The organism is Salidesulfovibrio brasiliensis JCM 12178, from assembly GCF_001311825.1.
GTDB lineage: Bacteria > Desulfobacterota > Desulfovibrionia > Desulfovibrionales > Desulfovibrionaceae > Pseudodesulfovibrio > Pseudodesulfovibrio brasiliensis.
Genome location: NZ_BBCB01000070.1, coordinates 1 through 17,062, shown reverse-complemented (window position 1 = coordinate 17,062; position 17,062 = coordinate 1). Strand labels below are relative to the sequence as shown.

Sequence of the window (17,062 nt, the reverse complement as noted above, 5' to 3'; positions counted from 1 at the left end):
GACGGAACAGGCCGCGAGACTCCGACCCAAATCAAGCCCTCCCCAAAGCGACACCCTAAGGGTGAGCGACTTACGCAGACGCAATACGGCAGCGTTGTCTCCCGAGGCTTAGAGGCTCTTATGTGCTGCTCGCGTGGACCCGGTTGTCTGTTCGCTGGCGAACCTTTCGACCGGGGCAGCGAGCACTCTTAGAGCCTCTTGCCGAGTGGAGGCCGGACACGGAACAAAAAGCGCAGTTTTTGCCTTCTTTTTTCTGCGCAAGCAAAAAAGAAGGTCGGCCCGCTTGTGGGCCGAAACCCACAACGTAACGGGTTCCGCTTCCCGCCCCTCCCGCCGGAAGGCGGGCTCAGCACCCAAAAATGTCAGGAAACACAAAAGAATCCCACCCCCGTCCCGTCGAAGGCGGGAAACAAAAGATTTACGCCCCCGCAGACATGCCGACTCGGACATCTGCCTCGCCTTTTCAAGAGATGATTAGATTCGCTACGGACAAGCTACGCAGATCTTGCGAGTCGCAAAACTCCCCACCTTTGTTTCTCCGGAGCTTATGCAGACCCCAGTGAGGCTTATGATTCGGGCTGGACTACTGAATCGTGAGCGTTCTCTTGCCCCTGAACAGGTTTTCGAATCCACGCCGCCGCAGCTGGACTTGCTGATCTGGCTCAGGATGACGTCAAAGGTGTAGCTTCCGGGGGCATGGAAGGTGATCTGCGACTCCGGGTAGCCGGGGAGGACTGAGGGGGTTGTAGCGTCCGGCTTTGAAAGGAAACGGATATTGATCGATGTGTACTGTCCCTGCGGGACCTCGTACCCGCCGAGATCGAAGGTGAGGGTCACGGGAAGCCCGGATTTCAGGACACCGCTGACGTGCATGGAGGCGTTTGGTACAGCTTCCTCCGCCTCGGCGGTGAGTGGCTGAAGTGCTAGGGCCAGTGCGGCACAGGCAAGGATCGCCAGAATCATGGGGTGGCGTTTGGATGTCTTCATGTCTTGATAATAGTTCATTGCGCGAATAAGACAAGTACACTGGGTAGTGGATGGGTATCACAGAAAAACGTGGAGCGCAGATGGCTGAGAGCGGATATGCAGGCCGATACATGGAACTGATCCGGATGCTCGCCGAGCATGAGGAGTCCTACCTTCAGCACTGGTCCGAGAGGATGCGAAGCGCGGGGTATCTGGAACATACCACGGCCAAGCGTGTGGATTGCCTTCAGGCATTGGGCGATTTCCTGCAGCCGGTCCTCGCTCATGCGCGGGAGCGTGCAGAAGGCGTCGACTTCCCGTGGCTCATAGCCCATCACGGTGAATGGGGGCAAAGGCTGATCGAATCTGCCAGACGCCACAGAATGCGCGGGATCACTGCGGACATGTTCCTGGGCTGCTTCAAGACCTTCATTCACGCCGTGCTGGACGTGATAGAGGAGAGCGACGGGTTCCCGGAGACGCAAAAGATATTGGCTCGCAGGCATATCCGACTCTACGGCGATGCCCTTGAGGTGCTCTTTGTGCAGGACTGGACCCGCACCCTTCCCGATTTGACCCGGCAGCGTCTGGACGAGGCCAACAGGCTGCTGACCCTTGAGAAGTGCCGCTTTGAGAACATCCTTGATTCGACTTCGGACCTCATCGTGGTGGTGGATTCCGAGGGCATCGTCACGGATGCCAACTCCGCCATGAAAGAGGTTACGTCGCTGGATGACATCCTGAACCGTCCGGTCTGGGACGCCCTCGGGCTGGAAGGGCAGACAATCGACGAACTGCTCAAATACTACCCGCCGGGAATATCCTGTGAAATGAGCCTGTTTGAAAATGATTCGGTTTACCGGATGCAGGTAAATCCACTGAGCAGCGTCAGCCTTGCCAGCGATCAATACATGATAATGCTGACCAACATCACGGCGCAGGCCGCCCAGCGTGAGGTGCTCGAAACAATCGTTACCGAAAAGACCGACGCGTTGCGCAGGGAAAAGGAACAGCTGGAAGAGATGAACATCACCCTTCGCAATGTCCTCAAAAGCATCGACAAGGATCGCGGGGAGATGTTCGACGAGGTGTCCGCCAAGATAAACAGTCTCGTCGTTCCGGCGCTTGAGCGCATCGAGAGCGAGGATGATCCTTCCATCCGCAAGGGATATCTTACCGTCGTCCGCGACCAGTTGAGCCGCCTTGCCCCGGGCAGCGCGAACTCCGATCCGCTGCTTTTGAAACTGACCCATATGGAAACCAAGGTGGCCCAGTTCATCCAGTCCGGCTACTCCTCCAAGGATATCGCCCACAGCCTGAACCTTTCCGTGGAAACCGTGCAGACGCACAGGAAGAACATCCGGGCCAAGCTCGGCCTGCGCGGGAAGCGAACCAGCCTGTACGCCCACCTGAAATCCGCAGGGCTGTCCTCCTGACCGGGTAGAAAAAACTACCCAATCTACCCCCTTTTTCCCGTCTGTCCCTGTTTCTGCCGGTTATAATATCAGGGATGCATGAGCAATGTATCCTATTCAGATATGAAACCGCATCAGATATCCGGAGGCATCAGAGGGCTGCAGTTCCTCAGGGATTTCTTCGCGGCACAGGACGCAGACGGCATCCGCGCTGCCAGTGAAGGAATCTCGCGGGAGTTCGGCTCGCAACTGCCCGACGTAGTGGACTGGCTGGAGGTCGAATACGACTTCAACCGGCTTTTTGTCGGTCCGGCCGCGCTCCCTGCACCTCCATACGCTTCGGCATACGAAGACGATCCCACCCTCATGAGTCCGCGCACGCTGGAGGTGCGAAACCTTTATCGCCGCATGGGTCTGGCCACGCCGGATCAGGGAAGTATTCCCGACGATCACATTTCGTTTGAGCTGGATGCCCTTCTCGGTCTTGTGGCTCTTGAAAACGCCGGTGGCCCAAACGCCCCGGATGCTTCGGCCATGCGGGAATGGCTAGTGCTCAATCACATGTCCCAATGGGTGCCGAGGTTCATCACCGCCGTAACGGAAGAAGACGCAAGTGCGCCCGTGCTGCTGGCGATTCGTTCGCTGGAGCGCTGGCTGGATGCGGAACGGGACCGCTTAGCCGACACCCAAACGGAACAATCAGGAGAGGAGGATGTCCATGACCAGAAAAGGTAATTCGTTGAGCCGCAGAGGGTTCCTCAGGGGAACGGCGTTGGCCGGAGCTGCGGCCATGCTGCCCTGCGGCCTGCTCGTGCCCAACAGCGCCGAGGCCGCGGAAGCCTTCAATCCCGGCGATTTTACGACCTTCCGCAACGCCTGCCCGCGCAACTGCTACGACACCTGCAGCATCAAGACCTACGTCAAGGACGGGGTGGTGCAGTTCATCGAAGGCGCGCAGGAATCCACGTTCACCAAGGGCGGCCTGTGTGTGAAAGGCTACTCCTACCCGCGCAAGCTCTACAGCCCCAACAGGGTCAAGTATCCCATGGTTCAGGATGGGCGCCGCTCCGGCAAATGGCGCCGTGTCTCGTGGGATGAAGCCATGGACCGCATTGCCAAGAAGATTCTGGAGCTCAAGGAGCGCGATGACAATCTGCTTGGGCTGGGCCTGACAAAGTATTCCGGAAACTTCGGCATCACGAACTACGTGGTGGAAGGCATGATGTCCTCGCTCGGATACACCACGCGCTTCGTGGGAACGCCTTGCTGGCCCGCGGGCATCGACGCCCAGAACTACGACATGGGCAACATGTGGTGCAACGATCCCGAAGATATGGTGAAAGCCAAGTACATCATCGTCTGGGGAGCAAACCCGGCGTGGTGTTCCGTGCACACCATGAAGTATATCATGGAAGCCAAGCGGCGCGGGGCAAAGGTCGTGGTCATCGACCCGGTCTTCACCCAGACCGCTGCCAAGGGCGACGTCTTCTGGCAGCCCGAGACCTCCAGCGACGGCGCGCTTGCTCTCGGCATGGCCCGCCACATTCTGGACAAGGGCATGGTGGACCGCGAGTTCGTGAACACCTACGCCATCGGTTTCGACGAGTTCGAGGACTACCTGCGAAACAACGTCACCGTGGAGTGGGCCGCTGAAAAGAGCGGCATCCCGGCAGAACAGATTCGCGAGGTGGCCGAGGAGTTCGCTTCCGCCGATCCCGCGACCATCTGGATAGGCTACGGCCTGCAGCGCCACGTGAACGGCGGCGCGACTGTCCGCTCCATCGACGCCCTTGTGGCCATGACCGGCAACGTGGGCAGGGAAGGCGGCGGCGCGCGCTACGGCCATCTCCAGACCTGGGGTTTCAACTACCACGCCATGATCCAGAGCCCACCCGAAGGGTCCAAGGGGTTCGTGGGCGGCGCAGCCAAGGGCGAGTTCGACTTCACCGAGGCCGACGAAGCCAGCTACAGCAACCGCACCGTGAACATCAACAAGACGGCGCAGGAGATTCTGGACAGCGCAGACCCCGCCATCAGCATGCTCTGGGTTTCCTGCAAGAACCCCTTTGCGCAGGACTTTGACCGGCCCAAGCTGGAAAAGGCCTTCGACAAGCTGGAAATGGTCGTCTCTGTGGAGCAGTTCTTCACGGAAACCGTTGCCAACTCGGACATCGTGCTCCCTGTCACCACGCTCTTCGAAGAATGGACCGTGAACGTGTCCTACTGGCACTACTGGCTCGGCATCAATGAGCAGGCGGTCAAGCCGCTGCACGAGAGTAAATCCAACCTTGAGATCGCAGCACTGCTTTCAAAGAAGATGAACGAACTCTCGCCCGGTTCCTGTACTTTCCCGCAGGAGGTCGACACCCGCGAATGGCTCGGAAAGGAATTCAACAAGGCATCTACGACTACTTCGGCATCAGCGACTGGACCGACCTCAAGAACGGACCGGTCAAGGCGAAGCTGGCATCCTCGGCAGCGTGGTATGACCACAAGTTCGGAACGCCCTCGGGCAAGTACGAATTCAAGTCCGAGCAGTGCGCCGAGAACGGGCACAAGGCCCTGCCGGAATACAAGGAAGGGCGCAAGAGCTACGACACCTTCCGCCTGCTCACCCCGCACACCAAGTTCGGCATTCACTCGCAGTTCGTCAATCTGGACTGGATGAAGGAATACAACGAGGAACCCTTCGTCTACATGCACCCCGACGCAGCGAAGGAAAAGGGCATTGCCGATCTGGACATGGTGCGCGTCTTCAACAAGGTGGGCGAGCAGAGGGTCAGGGTCAAGCTGACCAACAATGTGGCGAAGAACTGCCTGCTCATGTACGAGGCATGGTTCGGCAGGGGCACCGACTTCAACGTCCAGAACCTTGTGGACGACGAAGCCGCGGACATGGGCGCCTTCAAGGCCGGAGCACCCGGCGTGGCAATCCATGACCAGTTCGCCAACGTGGAAAAGGCCTAAGGAGTCATAGACCATGAAGAAACAATACGCATTCCGAGTGGACGCGGAAAAGTGCATAGGCTGCTTCACCTGCGCGATGGCCTGCAAGAGCTATTACCAGCAGGTCGAAGGCGTCATCTGGCGTCAGGTCTATCCGCTGAAGGAAGAGATATACCCGCATCGTGAACGGGCCTTTTTCTCGCTGGCCTGTAATCACTGTGAGGACCCGGCCTGCCTGAACGTCTGTCCCGTGGTGGCCTACACCAAGCGGGAGGAGGACGGCGTGGTGGTGCATCATCAGGAAAAATGCATCGGCTGCGGAAACTGTATCCGCTCCTGCCCGTACGGTGCTCCCAAGTACAATCCGGTGGAAAAACGCGCGGAAAAGTGCAGCTTCTGCCATGAACGGCTGGACGCCGGGCTGGAACCGGCATGCATCATGTCCTGCCCGACAGAGGCCCTGCAGCTTGTGGATCTCGCCAAACTCAATGAGACCAACGAGGTGCAGTTCCCGGCCGGATATCCCAAGATGGAGAAGCTCAATCCCTCAACGCGGTTCATCCTGCCCCAAGCTCCCAAGATGGTGAGGAGGTAACAATGCAGCAATCAATGGAACTCCCCCTCGTGCTGTTCACGGTGCTTTCGCAGGCCGCCATCGGCATCGCCTTCATGCGCGCAGTGCGCCAGCCGGTCCCGGCTCAGGGCGGCAACGCCCGCAACGAGTGGCGCATGATTACCGGCCTCATGGGACTCGGGCTCATAGCCTCGCTCTTTCATCTGGGCCACCCGGCGGGCGCGTTCACCGCGCTCAAGCATCTGGACTCGGCATGGCTGAGCCGTGAGGCGCTTTCCGCCGGGCTCTTCGTGGGTCTGGCCGCTCTTGCCGCAATGGCTTCCGGGGAAAAGGGCAACCCCCTGTTCGCATGGGGCGGGGCCGCGCTCGGCGTGGTGGTTATCCTTTCCACCGGCATGACCTACGCACCCCCGGCCTTTCCGGCCCTGAACAACGCCTTGCCGACCATCTTCTTCCTGATCTCAGCCGTGACGCTGGGTGCCGGGTTCGCAAGCTGGTTCGCCCCGGAAACGCATCAACCACTGCTGGCCCGCATCTTCACCTCGGCGCTGGTGGTCGGCTGGTGATCCATCTCGCCGCGCCGTGTATATGGCTGTCGGGCAGCGAAGTGATGCGCTTGACCGGTCAGGCATGGCTCAAGTCCGGATTCTACTGGAGCCACATCGGAATTATGGCCGCTTCGCTGTTGGTGATCTGGAAGACACGCACCATTGCGGTCTGGCTGCCGGTGGTGGTTCTTCTCGGAGAGCTCCTCGGCCGTGCGGGATTCTTTGTCGATACCATCCATACCGCCGCCAATATGGGTGGTCTGTATTAAACACACAGCGTCCGGGGCGGATTGCGTTCGCCCCGGGCGCTTTTTTTGCTCCAAGCCGGAGAATGAGCCCGATAAACCGGCACCGCACAGCCCCAAAGGGCGCATTCCGGAATCCGTAGCCGATTCATCCCAAAGGAAATAATAGCTAAGACGTTCTATTCCTGCCACCGTATGAAACGGGCCTTTAGCTCGTTTTCGAGCGCAAAGTCCCGCTTCTTCGGGCCAGGGACGACGGGGAATGCCTATGTGTACCTTTGGAAACTATTACGTCCGCAGCGACGATGCTCCCAAGACTGGTGAGCCATCTGGGTCGCTGTTGCCGGAAAAGGCCATGCGAAGCTCTTGCTGGCTGCGTTCCTGTTTTGTCTTCTTGCTCCTCTGCCGATGCCCCATGCGGCCCATGGTTACTCCTTCACAGCACTCCTCGCCTCATCCGCTCCTCATATCCAGCCCACTGTTCACGAAAATACATCTCTCCAGCCATCCATCGTAGACAGGGTGGCTGCCACATATAGTGAACACAAATCAATTTTCCTGCTTTCTGCCGGATTCGGTCTGGCCCTGATTACCAGCATTTTTCTGGCAGTTCTCATGACCTACCGCCGCAAGGTCGAATCCGCGACTCTTTGCAGCGAGGAAAAGCACAGAAAATATGTCGAGCACTCTCCGGTCGGCATATTCGTGACGGACTGGCAGGGTCGATATGTCGATGTCAACAGGGCCGCTTGTGAAATGCTCGGCTATACCCGCGAAGAACTGCTCGGCCTCACCGCCTTCGACACCGACAGTTCGGACACGGACGAACAGGTGCGAGCTGCCTTTTCAACGCTGCGATCCCAAGGCGCTTTTCGCGGGGAGCGGCGCCTCAGGCACAAAAACGGTCAGCTCATACATGTGATTCTGGACGCTGTCGCGATCGGGCAGGACCGTTTCATGGCATACTGTCAGGACATTTCGGAATTCAAGCGCAATGAAGAGGCTCTGCGAAAAAGCGAAGAGCGCTTTCGTACGCTGCTCGACAGCGTGGAGATGGTCGCAGTGCAGGGGTACAACGACCGCCGCAGGGTCAGCTATTGGAACAAGGCCAGCGAGGAGCTCTACGGGTACACACGCGAGGAAGCCATGGGCCAGCGCTTGGAAGACCTCATCATTCCGGACGCCATGCGCGACGAGGTCGTTCGTCACGTCACCGATTGCCTTGAAAGGGGTATTCCCATTCCAGCCGGAGAGCTTCTTCTGAAACACAAGGACGGCTCCGGTGTTCCCGTTTATTCTTCCCACGCCATGCAACCGCATGTGGACGGCACCAGAGAGATGTTCTGTATCGATGTGCCGTTGTACGCCATCAAGCGCACCGAGGCCGAGCTGGTTCGGGCCAAGGAGGAAGCCGAGTCCGCCAACCGGGCCAAATCCGAATTCCTCGCGAACATGAGTCATGAGATTCGCACCCCGCTCAACGGGGTCATGGGCATGCTGCAGCTCATGAAGACAACGTCCATAACTGACGAGCAGGCCGAATTCGTGGACACGGCCATCCAGTCCAGCAAACGGCTCACCCGTCTGCTTTCGGACATCCTCGACCTATCCCGCGTTGAAGCCGGTAAGATGGAAATCGTTCAGGAGCCCTTCGACTTCCGGGCCGCCATGGAGGACGTCATCCAGCTCTTCAAGCCGATAACGCGGGAAAGCGGCCTGACCTTCCGGTCCAGCGTGCATCCCGACATCCCGTTTGCACTCCGGGGCGATGCGGCCCGGTTGCAGCAGGTCATCAGCAACCTTGTCGGCAATGCCGTGAAGTTCACTGCCGAGGGCTACGTGAAACTTGAGGCGACCGCCTTGCCCATCGCTCCCGAGGGGCATTGCAGGGTGCTGATAACCGTTTCCGATACCGGAATCGGCATGGACTCCAAGACATTGGAAAGACTGTTTCAGCCTTTTACGCAGGCCGACGGCAGCTACAACCGGAAGTTTCAGGGGGCCGGGCTTGGATTATCCATATGCAAGCGACTGACCGGCCTCATGGGCGGGGAACTTGCAGTGGAAAGCGAACCGGGAGTCGGGACAACGTTCTACTGTTCCATCCCGTTCAAGCTCGCCGACGCACCTGTTCCGGAAAGGGACACCGAGGCCGACGCACCGGCCGTCAACAGTCTGAAAGTGCTTCTGGCCGAGGATGACAGGACATCACGCATGTTTGTCCAGAGGCAGTTTGCAAAACTCGGCCATGAAGTGGTTGCGGTGGAGGATGGCGAACAGGCCGTTGCCCTCCTGAAGGAAAGCTCCTTCGATCTGGTGCTCATGGATATACAGATGCCCGGCATGGACGGGGAGCAGGCCACGGCAGCGATACGAACCGGTGAAGCAGGAGAAAGGAACACCCGCATCCCGATCATCGCCATGACCGCCCACGCCATGGCTGGTGACAAGGCGCGTTTTCTTGGTTCCGGGGTAAGCGCTTACGTGCCGAAACCCGTGGATATGGAAGTCCTGATGCCGTTACTCAATAAGCTGCTGAAGCCGTAAAACCACTGGCGCTCCTGCGCATCGCCGCACGACTTTACCTGATTACCATCATGCGAGAACCCCGGACACTGTGCCCGGGGTTCTTTTCTGTCAGCGAGATGATGCGGTGGGCTTACTCCACGATGCTCCGGCCGTCGATTTCGACTGATGGCCGGGCCCGGCATCGAAGATCACGGTGTAGGCTCCCTTGGGTTTGTCGAACGTGAACTCGCTGTTCTCGTCCATTTTTCCACGGGCGACAGTGGTATCGGTTGAGTCGCGGACGAATACGCGAACCCCGGCTGCCGATGAGCCATCCGAAAAGCCGCCTTCGCACGTTACGGTGTTGTCGCCGTTGTCCAGGCACGAGCAGATGGCCGAATGCGCCAGCGCATCAAAAGGGCCCAGCAGCGACACGCCAGCAAGCAGGGCAAGGAACACGGCTGGCAGTCGGTAGTGCATTTTCATGGCTCTGCTCCCGCGCTAGCTGGTGGTGAACGTCAGCGAGAAGGCGAACCAGACGCGGCGGGTCTCGTCGAGACGATGCTCATACTTGCCTATGATGATCTGGGGTCCGGCAGGACCGATCTTGACGTTGAACGGCTTCCCTGCCTCAAGTCCTGCCATTTCCGGATGCTCGACGGTTGAATCGGACGTGATCGACACCCGTGCTCCTTCAGCGGGCATGGGCTTGCCTTCATAATAAAGCATCACCGGCAGGGTGTCGCCCTGTTTGAGCTTGGTGGGATCTTTCAGAGGTACGATCTCCGCACGCTGCCCGATGGGCTTAGCCATGAATGGCTGCCAGAAAAGAATTCTCTTGGAGAGCTTCCACGAACGGCCCTCGTCGATAACGGTGCCGCAAACCTCTCGCGGTTCAAGGAAATTGCGCCAGCCGTCCTCTTCCGTATTGTACCAATATTTATTGTCAAAATCGACAGACAGCATGGCAAACTCGTCGTCCAGCCAGGCAAAGGCCTCCCCTTTGTGTTCCACGGGGTCAAGCTCAACGCTCCACTGATTGGCCGTGATGCCGGCCAGCCGGACTATCCGCGAAAGGGGATACGGGTCCGTGTTGTCGGGATGCCCGTATAGCAGCCAAGCCTTGTCGCCTTTCTTTTCCAGCCACATGTCATGGGCATGCGCCGTAGTGGCGGCCAGCAGGACCAGCAGGCTCATCAGCCCGAGAACGATGCGTAATGGTTTCATGACAGCTCCTTTTGTGAGGGTGAAAATCATTTTCAACACAAAGTGCTGCTTTACGGCGATTGTTCAGAGGCTGTCAACTGTTTATACAGGTTGTTGGAAACTTTTCTGCGAGGTGAGATTGTCGTTGTGCAATGAGACCGTTAGGCGGCAACCGCAGCAGTTGATACGGCGACAGCGCTTTCAGGGCCATGCCGGTTGCCTCTTTTACTGAATGTCTGCACCTGTCCCGGCTACCAGCCTGCTCTTCCGGGCGGTAGGGCCGCAGTGCAACAGCAGGTATTCAAGGGCCTAACCAGATTATTAGTCCGTAGCCTCGCGGCAGCCGAACGCACGAACAACTTCCTGCTTCAGCGTCCGTACCACCTCGGAAGGGTCAGCCCGCGCAGTCTGCACACTGATGACCGCTGCCGGAAGAGAGGGGAATCCTTCCGCCGGACCGAGCACGCGAATGTCGTCCGGAACCATGCTTGCTCCGACCGGGGCTACGGCCAACCCGGAGCGGACCGCCGCAAGGACGCCCGACACGCTCGGGCTTTCGAAGCCGACCCTGTAGGCTATAGCTGAAGCCTCAAGTGCCTGCGTTGCCCAGCGGCGGTAGGCGCATCCTTCAGTAAACAGCGCCAGCGGAAGCGGGCGCGCGAGGTGCGTGTCATGCCGTTTCGATGCGGCCCAGACCACAGGCTCGCGACGAACAATCACCCGGTACCGGGCTCTTCCGGAGTGGTGCAGAGCGTCAGGTCCAACTCACCGCGGCCAAGGGCCGCCATGAGCTGTTCGGTGGCCTCACAGCGCACATCCACCACCACATGCGGATACACGCGGGCAAACCGTTCAAGCACGCCGGGCAGCATGATGCTGGCAAAATCCTCCGGCGCACCGAGTCGCGCCCGTCCGGACACGTCCGGCTCCGCAAGGCTGAAAACCGCTTCATCGTGCAGCCGGATGAGTCGCCGTGCATACGGGAGCAACACCTCGCCTCCCGGGGCAAGCCGAATGCTTCGGCCTTCGCGCACAAAGAGCGGGCGGCCCGTCTCCTCTTCAAGGCGTTTCATCTGCATGCTCACAGCCGCCTGCGTGCGGTTTACCAACGCCCCGGCCCTCGTGAAGCTGCCGCTTTCCGCCGCGGCCACGAATGTCCTCAGTGTTTCAAGCGCCAGCATACATCCTCCATCAATAAACTTTCCTTATGGTTTATGTAAAAACAATTCGTTTGTCTAATGAAAAGCCGTGCGGCAGGATTCAGAAAACAACAAGGAGGACCAAATGACAGAGAATCAGACTGCCCTGAAGGAATCCATCGGCACCGCATGGGACCGTTATCGTGAGCGGATGCCGGAGCTGTCCCGGGCTTATGACGACCTCTCGGCCGAGGCCTACGCCGGGGGAGCCGTTAAAGCAAAAAACAAGCGCCTCATGGCGCTGTGCGCCGCGCTCATCAAGGGATGCCGCGCCTGCATCCTCTACCAGACCGACAACGCGCTTCGCCTCGGCGCATCGGTGGACGAGCTGCTGGAGACCTGCGGCGTGGCTGTCAGCCTCGGGGGGACCATGGCCGCTGGCGAGGCGACCCGATTGATGCAGTACCTTGAAGAAAAGGACGTGTTCGGTTCTCCCGGACCGGAATAGCCAGGTACCCGGAGTGCCCCGGCCCTTCGAACGGGCATTCGGAGAGCCGGGGCAACATTATCACCCTTGCTCCCGCCGTGCCCGCCAATGCTCGCAATCCGGCTGAAAAAACTGTCCAAAACTACTCCGGAACTGCGTACAACCCTTGGCACGCCTTGACCATAGTCGCTTTCTCACGTATTTTTTTTAGTCCTCGAAATGTGCGCATTCGGGCAGTTCGCCCGCATGTCCGTCACCACGGCCCGCGTGTCGCAGCCGCAGGTGAGGGTATATCCGAAAACGTGACTCTTTTAGCCACAAGGATCGCCGCAGTGACCAAACAGGAAAACGACAAACAGGGCCAGGATGTGGAATCCGGCAAGGAAGGCTGGTTTCATCTCGACGTCCATCCGTGGGTGTTCTTCGGATCAGCAACGCTCATTATCCTTTTCGTCGCCATCACCATCATATTCCAGCATTTTCTCGGCAACGTCTTTCAGGCGATGCAGTCCTACATGTCCACCTATGCGGGCTGGTTCTTCATCGCCACCATGAACATCGTTCTGGTGTTCGTGCTCATACTCCTCGCCAGCCGTTTCGGCGACATCCGCCTCGGCGGCCCGGACGCGGAGCCGGAGTTCTCCACCATGGGCTGGTTCGCCATGCTCTTTTCCGCAGGCATGGGCATCGGGCTGCTTTTCTACAGCGTGGCCGAACCCATGTTCCATTTCGTTGCCAACCCGCTGACCGAGCCCGGAACCACCGAGGCCGCGCGTAAGGCCATGGACATCACCTTCCTGCACTGGGGCCTGCACCCGTGGGGCGTCTACACAATCGTGGCGCTGGCGCTGGCCTTCTTCTCGTTCAACAAAGGCATGCCGCTGTCCATCCGCACGGCCTTTTATCCACTCTTCGGCGACCGCATCTACGGCGTCATCGGCAACGTCATCGACATCATGGCCACCGTGGCGACCCTCTTCGGCGTGGCCACATCCCTCGGCCTCGGCGTGCAGCAGGTCAACGCGGGCCTGAACCACCTCTGGGGCGTGGAGCAGTCCACCACCGTGCAGGTGCTGCTCATCGCGGGCATCACCCTCGTGGCGACATGGAGTGTCGTGAAAGGGCTCGACGCCGGTATCCGCCGCCTCAGTGAACTGAACATCACCATGGCGGGCGCGCTGGCACTCTTCGTGTTCATCCTCGGCCCCACGCTGTTCATCTGCAACGCAGTGCTGGAAAACATCGGCTACTACGTGCAGTTCCTTCCGCAACTCTCCACTTGGAACGAGACCTACGAGCACACCAAGTGGCAGCACGGCTGGACCATTTTCTACTGGGCGTGGTGGATCGCGTGGTCCCCGTTCGTGGGCATGTTCATCGCCCGCGTTTCCTACGGCCGGACCATCCGCGAGTTCATCCTCGGTGTCCTTCTTGTGCCCACGTTCATCACCTTCCTGTGGATCACCATCTTCGGCAACACCGCCCTGAACATCGAAATGTTCGGCGCAGGCGGCATCGCCAAGGCCGTGCAAGAAAACATCCCCATCTCGCTCTTCGTCATGCTGGAGAACTTCCCGCTCAGCGGCGTGACCTCGTTCCTCGGCGTGGTAGTGGTCATGACCTTCTTCGTCACGTCCTCGGACTCCGGCTCCATGGTCATCGACATCATCACCTCGGGCGGCGACCCGAACCCGCCGGTGCTCTCACGCCTGTTCTGGGCAATCCTCGAAGGCGCGGTAGCCGCCGTGCTCCTTGCAGGAGGCGGCCTCGTGGCCCTTCAAACGGCCACCATCACCACGGGACTTCCGTTCGCGTTCATACTGCTCGGTATGTGCTTTGCCCTGTACAAGGGCCTACGGGACTACACCGGCCCGCAGGAGTTCACCATGGACCTTTCCAAGAAGCCGTCCCAGTTCCGCGTCAAGCACTCCCCGCTGCCCAAGGGAAAGACCTTCGGACGCCGCAGGCTCTGGTAGCCGTAACGATGCAACAAGGAGGAACCGTTTTGCGTACCCTCATCGCCACACTGCTGCTGGCCTTTCTGACTGTTCCGCAGACCTTTGCCGCGCAAAAGCCCATCGTCATCGCCCACGCGGACTGGTCTTCGTCCATAGCCAGCGCCAATCTGGTCAAGGCAGTGATTCAGGAAAAGCTCGGGCGCAACTGCGAGCTTGTGGCAACCGACGCAGAGACCATGTGGCAGCTCGTGGCCGACGGCGAAGCGGATGTCATGCTCTCCGCATGGCTGCCCGACACGCAGGAAGTATATTACAACAAGTACCATGACCGGCTCGATGACCTCGGCTCCAACCTCGAAGGCACCCGCATCGGCCTTGTGGTGCCCAAGATCACGGCCGGGCGCTTTACCGCCGGAACCGGGCTGAGAAACCGTCCCTACCTGACCACCGAAAGCATCCCCGGGCTGCGCGATGACGCGGAACAATACAAGCACCGCATCGTGGGCATCGACCCCGGCGCGGGCGTGATGCACAAGGCCAAGGAAGCCCTCAAGGCTTACGATCTTGATGACACCTTCCGGCTGGTGCCGGGCAGCGAGGTCTCCATGGTCGCCGAACTCTCCCACGCCATTCGCCACCAGCGCTGGGTGGTCGTGACCGGCTGGCTGCCCCACTGGATATTTGCCCGCTGGGAACTTGAATTTCTGGACGACCCCAAGAACATCTTCGGCAAGACCGGCTACATCGGCACCATGGCCCGCAAGGGACTCAAGGCCGACGAGCCGGAAGTCTACAAGGTGCTCGACGCATTCAACTGGTCGCCAAAGGAAATGGGCCAGCTCATGCTCTGGATTCAGCAGGACGAAGGGCTTTTCCCTTACGAGAAGGCCCTGCGCTGGATCCGGACGCATCCCGAGCGCATCCAGAGCTGGCTGAATTAACACCGTACCATCGGAGAACCAAACCAATGCTTCAGGACGTATATCTTCGCTATCGCAACGGCTGCATGAGCCTTTACAGCATGGACGAGCAGGAACGGCTGGTCTTTCTGGGCACGGCTTTCGTGATGCATCCGGGCGGCTACCTGCTGACCGTGGCCCACGCGGTGAGCAACCAGAAAAATCTCATGGTCGTGCCCGTGGCTCCGGAAGAGTCGTTCATGCCCATGAGCAGCACCTCGTTCCGCGCCATCCCGGTCCGTGTGGCCCAAATAGATGCGGAGCGGGACATCGCCTTGCTCGCCTTCAGCGACGATATTGAAATCAACATGCCCGACCACGTCATCGGCACGCCCGAAACCATCGCCATGGGCACCGGCGTAGCCTGCCTCGGTTTTCCCTTCGGTTTCCAGTGCATCTACAATCAGGTTTTGCAGCAGGCCGTGGTCAGCGGCAAGATTCTGTCCGCCAACGACACCCGTCTGTTCCTCTTCGACAGCCGCGTGCACGACGGCACCCGCGGCGCCCCGCTTCTGAACATGGAGGACCACCGCGTTATCGGCGTGGTCAGCGGTCGCTTCGATAGTCTGGAAGCATCCCCCGCCGAAGGAACAGAAGAAGGCAGAATGCCCACCAGTTTCTCATACGCCGTATCCATCGAGTACGCCGTGCCGCTCATGGAGGCGGAAGGGCTTGAAGTCCTCTAGCTCTCCTGAATAGCTACCAAAGGCCCGGTTTCCGACCGGGCCTTTTTCTTTGCACGCTCTTCACGTCACCCTGTTGCCACACCTCTTTGGCGGGTGTATGCCGAGTGCATGGGAATCAGCTATAGCGGATACTGAAATACTGGAGACAGCCATGAAATGTGCCAAGTGTGACGAGAAAAAGTGTTATGCCGGAAAGGACTGCGCCGGGTTGCATGACGAGATGAAAGAACGCCTGAAAGATCCCGAAGTGAACCGCATCATGCAGGTGGCCGCCGCCATTGAGGCCGACCATTACATGAAAATGACCCGCGTGGAGGAGACGCTCCAGTTCGCGCACGGTCTGGGTGTGGAAAAAATCGGCGTGGCCTTCTGCCTCGGGCTGCCGAACGAGGCCCGGCGGTTCTGTGAAATTGCAGAAGAGGCCGGATTCAAGGTCTCGTCCGTATGCTGCAAGGTCTGCGGCGTGGACAAAGGCGACGTCGGCCTGAAAAAGCTCTGGGGCCGCGAAGTGGAAGCCACCTGCAACCCACTGGCCCAAGCCAAAGTGCTCAACAGAGACGAAACCGGCCTGAACGTCATGATCGGCCTTTGCGTGGGTCACGATTCGCTGTTCCTCAAACACAGCGAGGCTCCCGCCACAGTGCTCGTTGCCAAGGATCGCGTTCTGGCCCACAACCCGGTAGGCGCACTCTATTCCAACTACTATCGCCGCAAATTCGACAAGGAATTCTAGGCAAAGGAAAACATATGTCCAAAACCGCGATTATCCCGCTTGCGGACGGGTTCGAGGAAATCGAAGCCACCACCATCATCGACGTGCTTCGCCGCGCTGGAGCATCACTGACTGTTGCCGGAGTTGGCAGCGAAACGATCACCGGCGCACACGGTCTGAAGGTCATTGCCGACGTCCGCGTCGAAGACTGCACGACCACCGCCTACGACCTCGTGGTCCTGCCCGGCGGCATGCCCGGTGCGGCCAACCTCGCGAATTCCGCCCCCGTCATCGAGCTTCTTGAATCCCAACGGGAGGCACACGGCCTCATCGGTGCAATCTGCGCGGCCCCGGCCGTTGTCCTTGGTGACAAAGGGATTCTCGGCAGCGAGAAAGTCACGGCCTATCCCGCCTTTCGCGCACAGCTGCCCGCCGACAATCTCGCAGAAGGCCGCGTCGTGGTCGACAACCGCATCGTGACCGGCTCCGGTCCCGGCTCGGCCATGGAGTTCGCCCTTGAGCTTGTCCGGCAGCTTTTGGGCAAACAAAAAGCCGACGAGCTGGCCGAGGCCATGCTTGTGGTGTGAGTTGTTTCATTTGGTTTGGTGAAGCCGTCCTTGAGCGTTTTGCTCAAGGGCGGCTTTTTTTGTTTTGGGAGGGAGTGTTGGCCGCCTCCGGCGGGAGGGACGGGAAGCGGAACCCGTTTCGTTGTG

General features: G+C 59.3%; 17 protein-coding genes and 1 pseudogene. 13 read left to right on the top strand and 5 right to left on the bottom strand.

The features are described 5' to 3' along the window. Positions 1-483 precede the first annotated feature (483 nt). A complete protein-coding gene (locus tag JCM12178_RS13715; RefSeq protein WP_054652110.1) occupies positions 484-987 on the bottom strand; it encodes a hypothetical protein in 504 nt (167 codons plus the stop codon). A gap of 80 nt (positions 988-1,067) precedes the next feature. Between JCM12178_RS13715 and JCM12178_RS13710 the strand changes: the two genes are divergently transcribed. The 7 genes and pseudogenes from JCM12178_RS13710 (at position 1,068) to JCM12178_RS13685 (ending at position 9,241) form a co-directional block, all read left to right on the top strand. Continuing rightward, positions 1,068-2,402, top strand: a complete 1,335-nt coding sequence (locus JCM12178_RS13710) for a LuxR C-terminal-related transcriptional regulator (RefSeq protein WP_054652108.1) — start codon at positions 1,068-1,070, stop codon at positions 2,400-2,402. A 102-nt stretch (positions 2,403-2,504) separates the two neighbouring features. After that, the gene (locus JCM12178_RS13705; RefSeq protein ID WP_245628785.1) at positions 2,505-3,116 is read left to right on the top strand and encodes a molecular chaperone TorD family protein; all 612 of its coding nucleotides are present in this window, start codon (positions 2,505-2,507) and stop codon (positions 3,114-3,116) included. After that, a pseudogene (locus tag JCM12178_RS13700) lies at positions 3,094-5,348 on the top strand (molybdopterin-dependent oxidoreductase). Before JCM12178_RS13705 ends, JCM12178_RS13700 begins: the two are co-directional and overlap by 23 nt. Positions 5,349-5,361: 13 nt before the next feature. Further along, positions 5,362-5,922 carry a 4Fe-4S dicluster domain-containing protein gene (locus tag JCM12178_RS13695; protein WP_054652104.1) on the top strand — a complete coding sequence of 187 codons (561 nt, stop codon included), beginning with the start codon at positions 5,362-5,364 and terminating at the stop codon, positions 5,920-5,922. Between the two features lie 2 nt (positions 5,923-5,924). Next, on the top strand, positions 5,925-6,467 hold the full coding sequence (locus tag JCM12178_RS13690; protein WP_245628783.1) for a dimethyl sulfoxide reductase anchor subunit family protein: 543 nt from the start codon (positions 5,925-5,927) through the stop codon (positions 6,465-6,467). Next, a complete protein-coding gene (locus JCM12178_RS19915; protein ID WP_245628782.1) occupies positions 6,464-6,718 on the top strand; it encodes a hypothetical protein in 255 nt (84 codons plus the stop codon). Before JCM12178_RS13690 ends, JCM12178_RS19915 begins: the two co-directional genes overlap by 4 nt. A 498-nt stretch (positions 6,719-7,216) precedes the next feature. Continuing rightward, positions 7,217-9,241: a PAS domain-containing hybrid sensor histidine kinase/response regulator gene (locus JCM12178_RS13685; RefSeq protein WP_054652102.1), complete on the top strand. Its 2,025-nt coding sequence runs from the start codon at positions 7,217-7,219 to the stop codon at positions 9,239-9,241. 90 nt (positions 9,242-9,331) lie between these two features. Here the strand turns inward: JCM12178_RS13685 and JCM12178_RS13680 are convergent, their stop codons facing one another. From JCM12178_RS13680 to JCM12178_RS20340, 4 genes are all read right to left on the bottom strand, one after another. Then, positions 9,332-9,688, bottom strand: a complete 357-nt coding sequence (locus tag JCM12178_RS13680) for a hypothetical protein (RefSeq protein WP_369404526.1) — start codon at positions 9,686-9,688, stop codon at positions 9,332-9,334. A 15-nt stretch (positions 9,689-9,703) separates the two neighbouring features. Beyond that, positions 9,704-10,429: a DUF4198 domain-containing protein gene (locus JCM12178_RS13675; RefSeq protein ID WP_054652100.1), complete on the bottom strand. Its 726-nt coding sequence runs from the start codon at positions 10,427-10,429 to the stop codon at positions 9,704-9,706. 300 nt (positions 10,430-10,729) lie between these two features. Further along, positions 10,730-11,128 carry a LysR substrate-binding domain-containing protein gene (locus JCM12178_RS20345; protein ID WP_054652098.1) on the bottom strand — a complete coding sequence of 133 codons (399 nt, stop codon included), beginning with the start codon at positions 11,126-11,128 and terminating at the stop codon, positions 10,730-10,732. Beyond that, positions 11,125-11,589 (bottom strand): LysR family transcriptional regulator, encoded by a 465-nt coding sequence (locus JCM12178_RS20340; protein WP_054652096.1) that lies wholly within the window; start codon positions 11,587-11,589, stop codon positions 11,125-11,127. The genes JCM12178_RS20345 and JCM12178_RS20340 overlap by 4 nt, the downstream gene beginning before the upstream one ends. A 103-nt stretch (positions 11,590-11,692) precedes the next feature. Here JCM12178_RS20340 and JCM12178_RS13660 point away from each other — a divergent pair, with 103 nt between their 5' ends. The 6 genes from JCM12178_RS13660 (at position 11,693) to JCM12178_RS13635 (ending at position 16,936) form a co-directional block, all read left to right on the top strand. Further along, positions 11,693-12,055 (top strand): carboxymuconolactone decarboxylase family protein, encoded by a 363-nt coding sequence (locus JCM12178_RS13660; protein ID WP_054652094.1) that lies wholly within the window; start codon positions 11,693-11,695, stop codon positions 12,053-12,055. A 311-nt stretch (positions 12,056-12,366) separates the two neighbouring features. Continuing rightward, positions 12,367-14,010, top strand: coding sequence for a BCCT family transporter (locus JCM12178_RS13655; protein WP_245628781.1), 1,644 nt, complete (start codon positions 12,367-12,369; stop codon positions 14,008-14,010). Positions 14,011-14,039: 29 nt separating this feature from the next. Continuing rightward, a complete protein-coding gene (locus tag JCM12178_RS13650; protein ID WP_245628780.1) occupies positions 14,040-14,933 on the top strand; it encodes a glycine betaine ABC transporter substrate-binding protein in 894 nt (297 codons plus the stop codon). 26 nt (positions 14,934-14,959) lie between these two features. After that, on the top strand, positions 14,960-15,637 hold the full coding sequence (locus JCM12178_RS13645; RefSeq protein ID WP_054652090.1) for a S1 family peptidase: 678 nt from the start codon (positions 14,960-14,962) through the stop codon (positions 15,635-15,637). A gap of 151 nt (positions 15,638-15,788) precedes the next feature. Beyond that, positions 15,789-16,370: a DUF1847 domain-containing protein gene (locus tag JCM12178_RS13640; protein ID WP_054652088.1), complete on the top strand. Its 582-nt coding sequence runs from the start codon at positions 15,789-15,791 to the stop codon at positions 16,368-16,370. Positions 16,371-16,384: 14 nt separating this feature from the next. Further along, positions 16,385-16,936 (top strand): DJ-1 family glyoxalase III, encoded by a 552-nt coding sequence (locus JCM12178_RS13635; RefSeq protein ID WP_054652086.1) that lies wholly within the window; start codon positions 16,385-16,387, stop codon positions 16,934-16,936. Positions 16,937-17,062: the final 126 nt, after the last annotated feature.

What these genes read in the sequence shown, in the direction of transcription:
- JCM12178_RS13715 (WP_054652110.1), bottom strand. Translation starts at nt 987, where the DNA reads ATGAAGACATCCAAACGCCACCCCATGATTCTGGCGATCCTTGCCTGT.
- JCM12178_RS13710 (WP_054652108.1), top strand. Translation starts at nt 1,068, where the DNA reads ATGGCTGAGAGCGGATATGCAGGCCGATACATGGAACTGATCCGGATG.
- JCM12178_RS13705 (WP_245628785.1), top strand. Translation starts at nt 2,505, where the DNA reads ATGAAACCGCATCAGATATCCGGAGGCATCAGAGGGCTGCAGTTCCTC.
- JCM12178_RS13695 (WP_054652104.1), top strand. Translation starts at nt 5,362, where the DNA reads ATGAAGAAACAATACGCATTCCGAGTGGACGCGGAAAAGTGCATAGGC.
- JCM12178_RS13690 (WP_245628783.1), top strand. Translation starts at nt 5,925, where the DNA reads ATGCAGCAATCAATGGAACTCCCCCTCGTGCTGTTCACGGTGCTTTCG.
- JCM12178_RS13680 (WP_369404526.1), bottom strand. Translation starts at nt 9,688, where the DNA reads ATGAAAATGCACTACCGACTGCCAGCCGTGTTCCTTGCCCTGCTTGCT.
- JCM12178_RS13675 (WP_054652100.1), bottom strand. Translation starts at nt 10,429, where the DNA reads ATGAAACCATTACGCATCGTTCTCGGGCTGATGAGCCTGCTGGTCCTG.
- JCM12178_RS20340 (WP_054652096.1), bottom strand. Translation starts at nt 11,589, where the DNA reads ATGCTGGCGCTTGAAACACTGAGGACATTCGTGGCCGCGGCGGAAAGC.
- JCM12178_RS13660 (WP_054652094.1), top strand. Translation starts at nt 11,693, where the DNA reads ATGACAGAGAATCAGACTGCCCTGAAGGAATCCATCGGCACCGCATGG.
- JCM12178_RS13645 (WP_054652090.1), top strand. Translation starts at nt 14,960, where the DNA reads ATGCTTCAGGACGTATATCTTCGCTATCGCAACGGCTGCATGAGCCTT.
- JCM12178_RS13640 (WP_054652088.1), top strand. Translation starts at nt 15,789, where the DNA reads ATGAAATGTGCCAAGTGTGACGAGAAAAAGTGTTATGCCGGAAAGGAC.
- JCM12178_RS13635 (WP_054652086.1), top strand. Translation starts at nt 16,385, where the DNA reads ATGTCCAAAACCGCGATTATCCCGCTTGCGGACGGGTTCGAGGAAATC.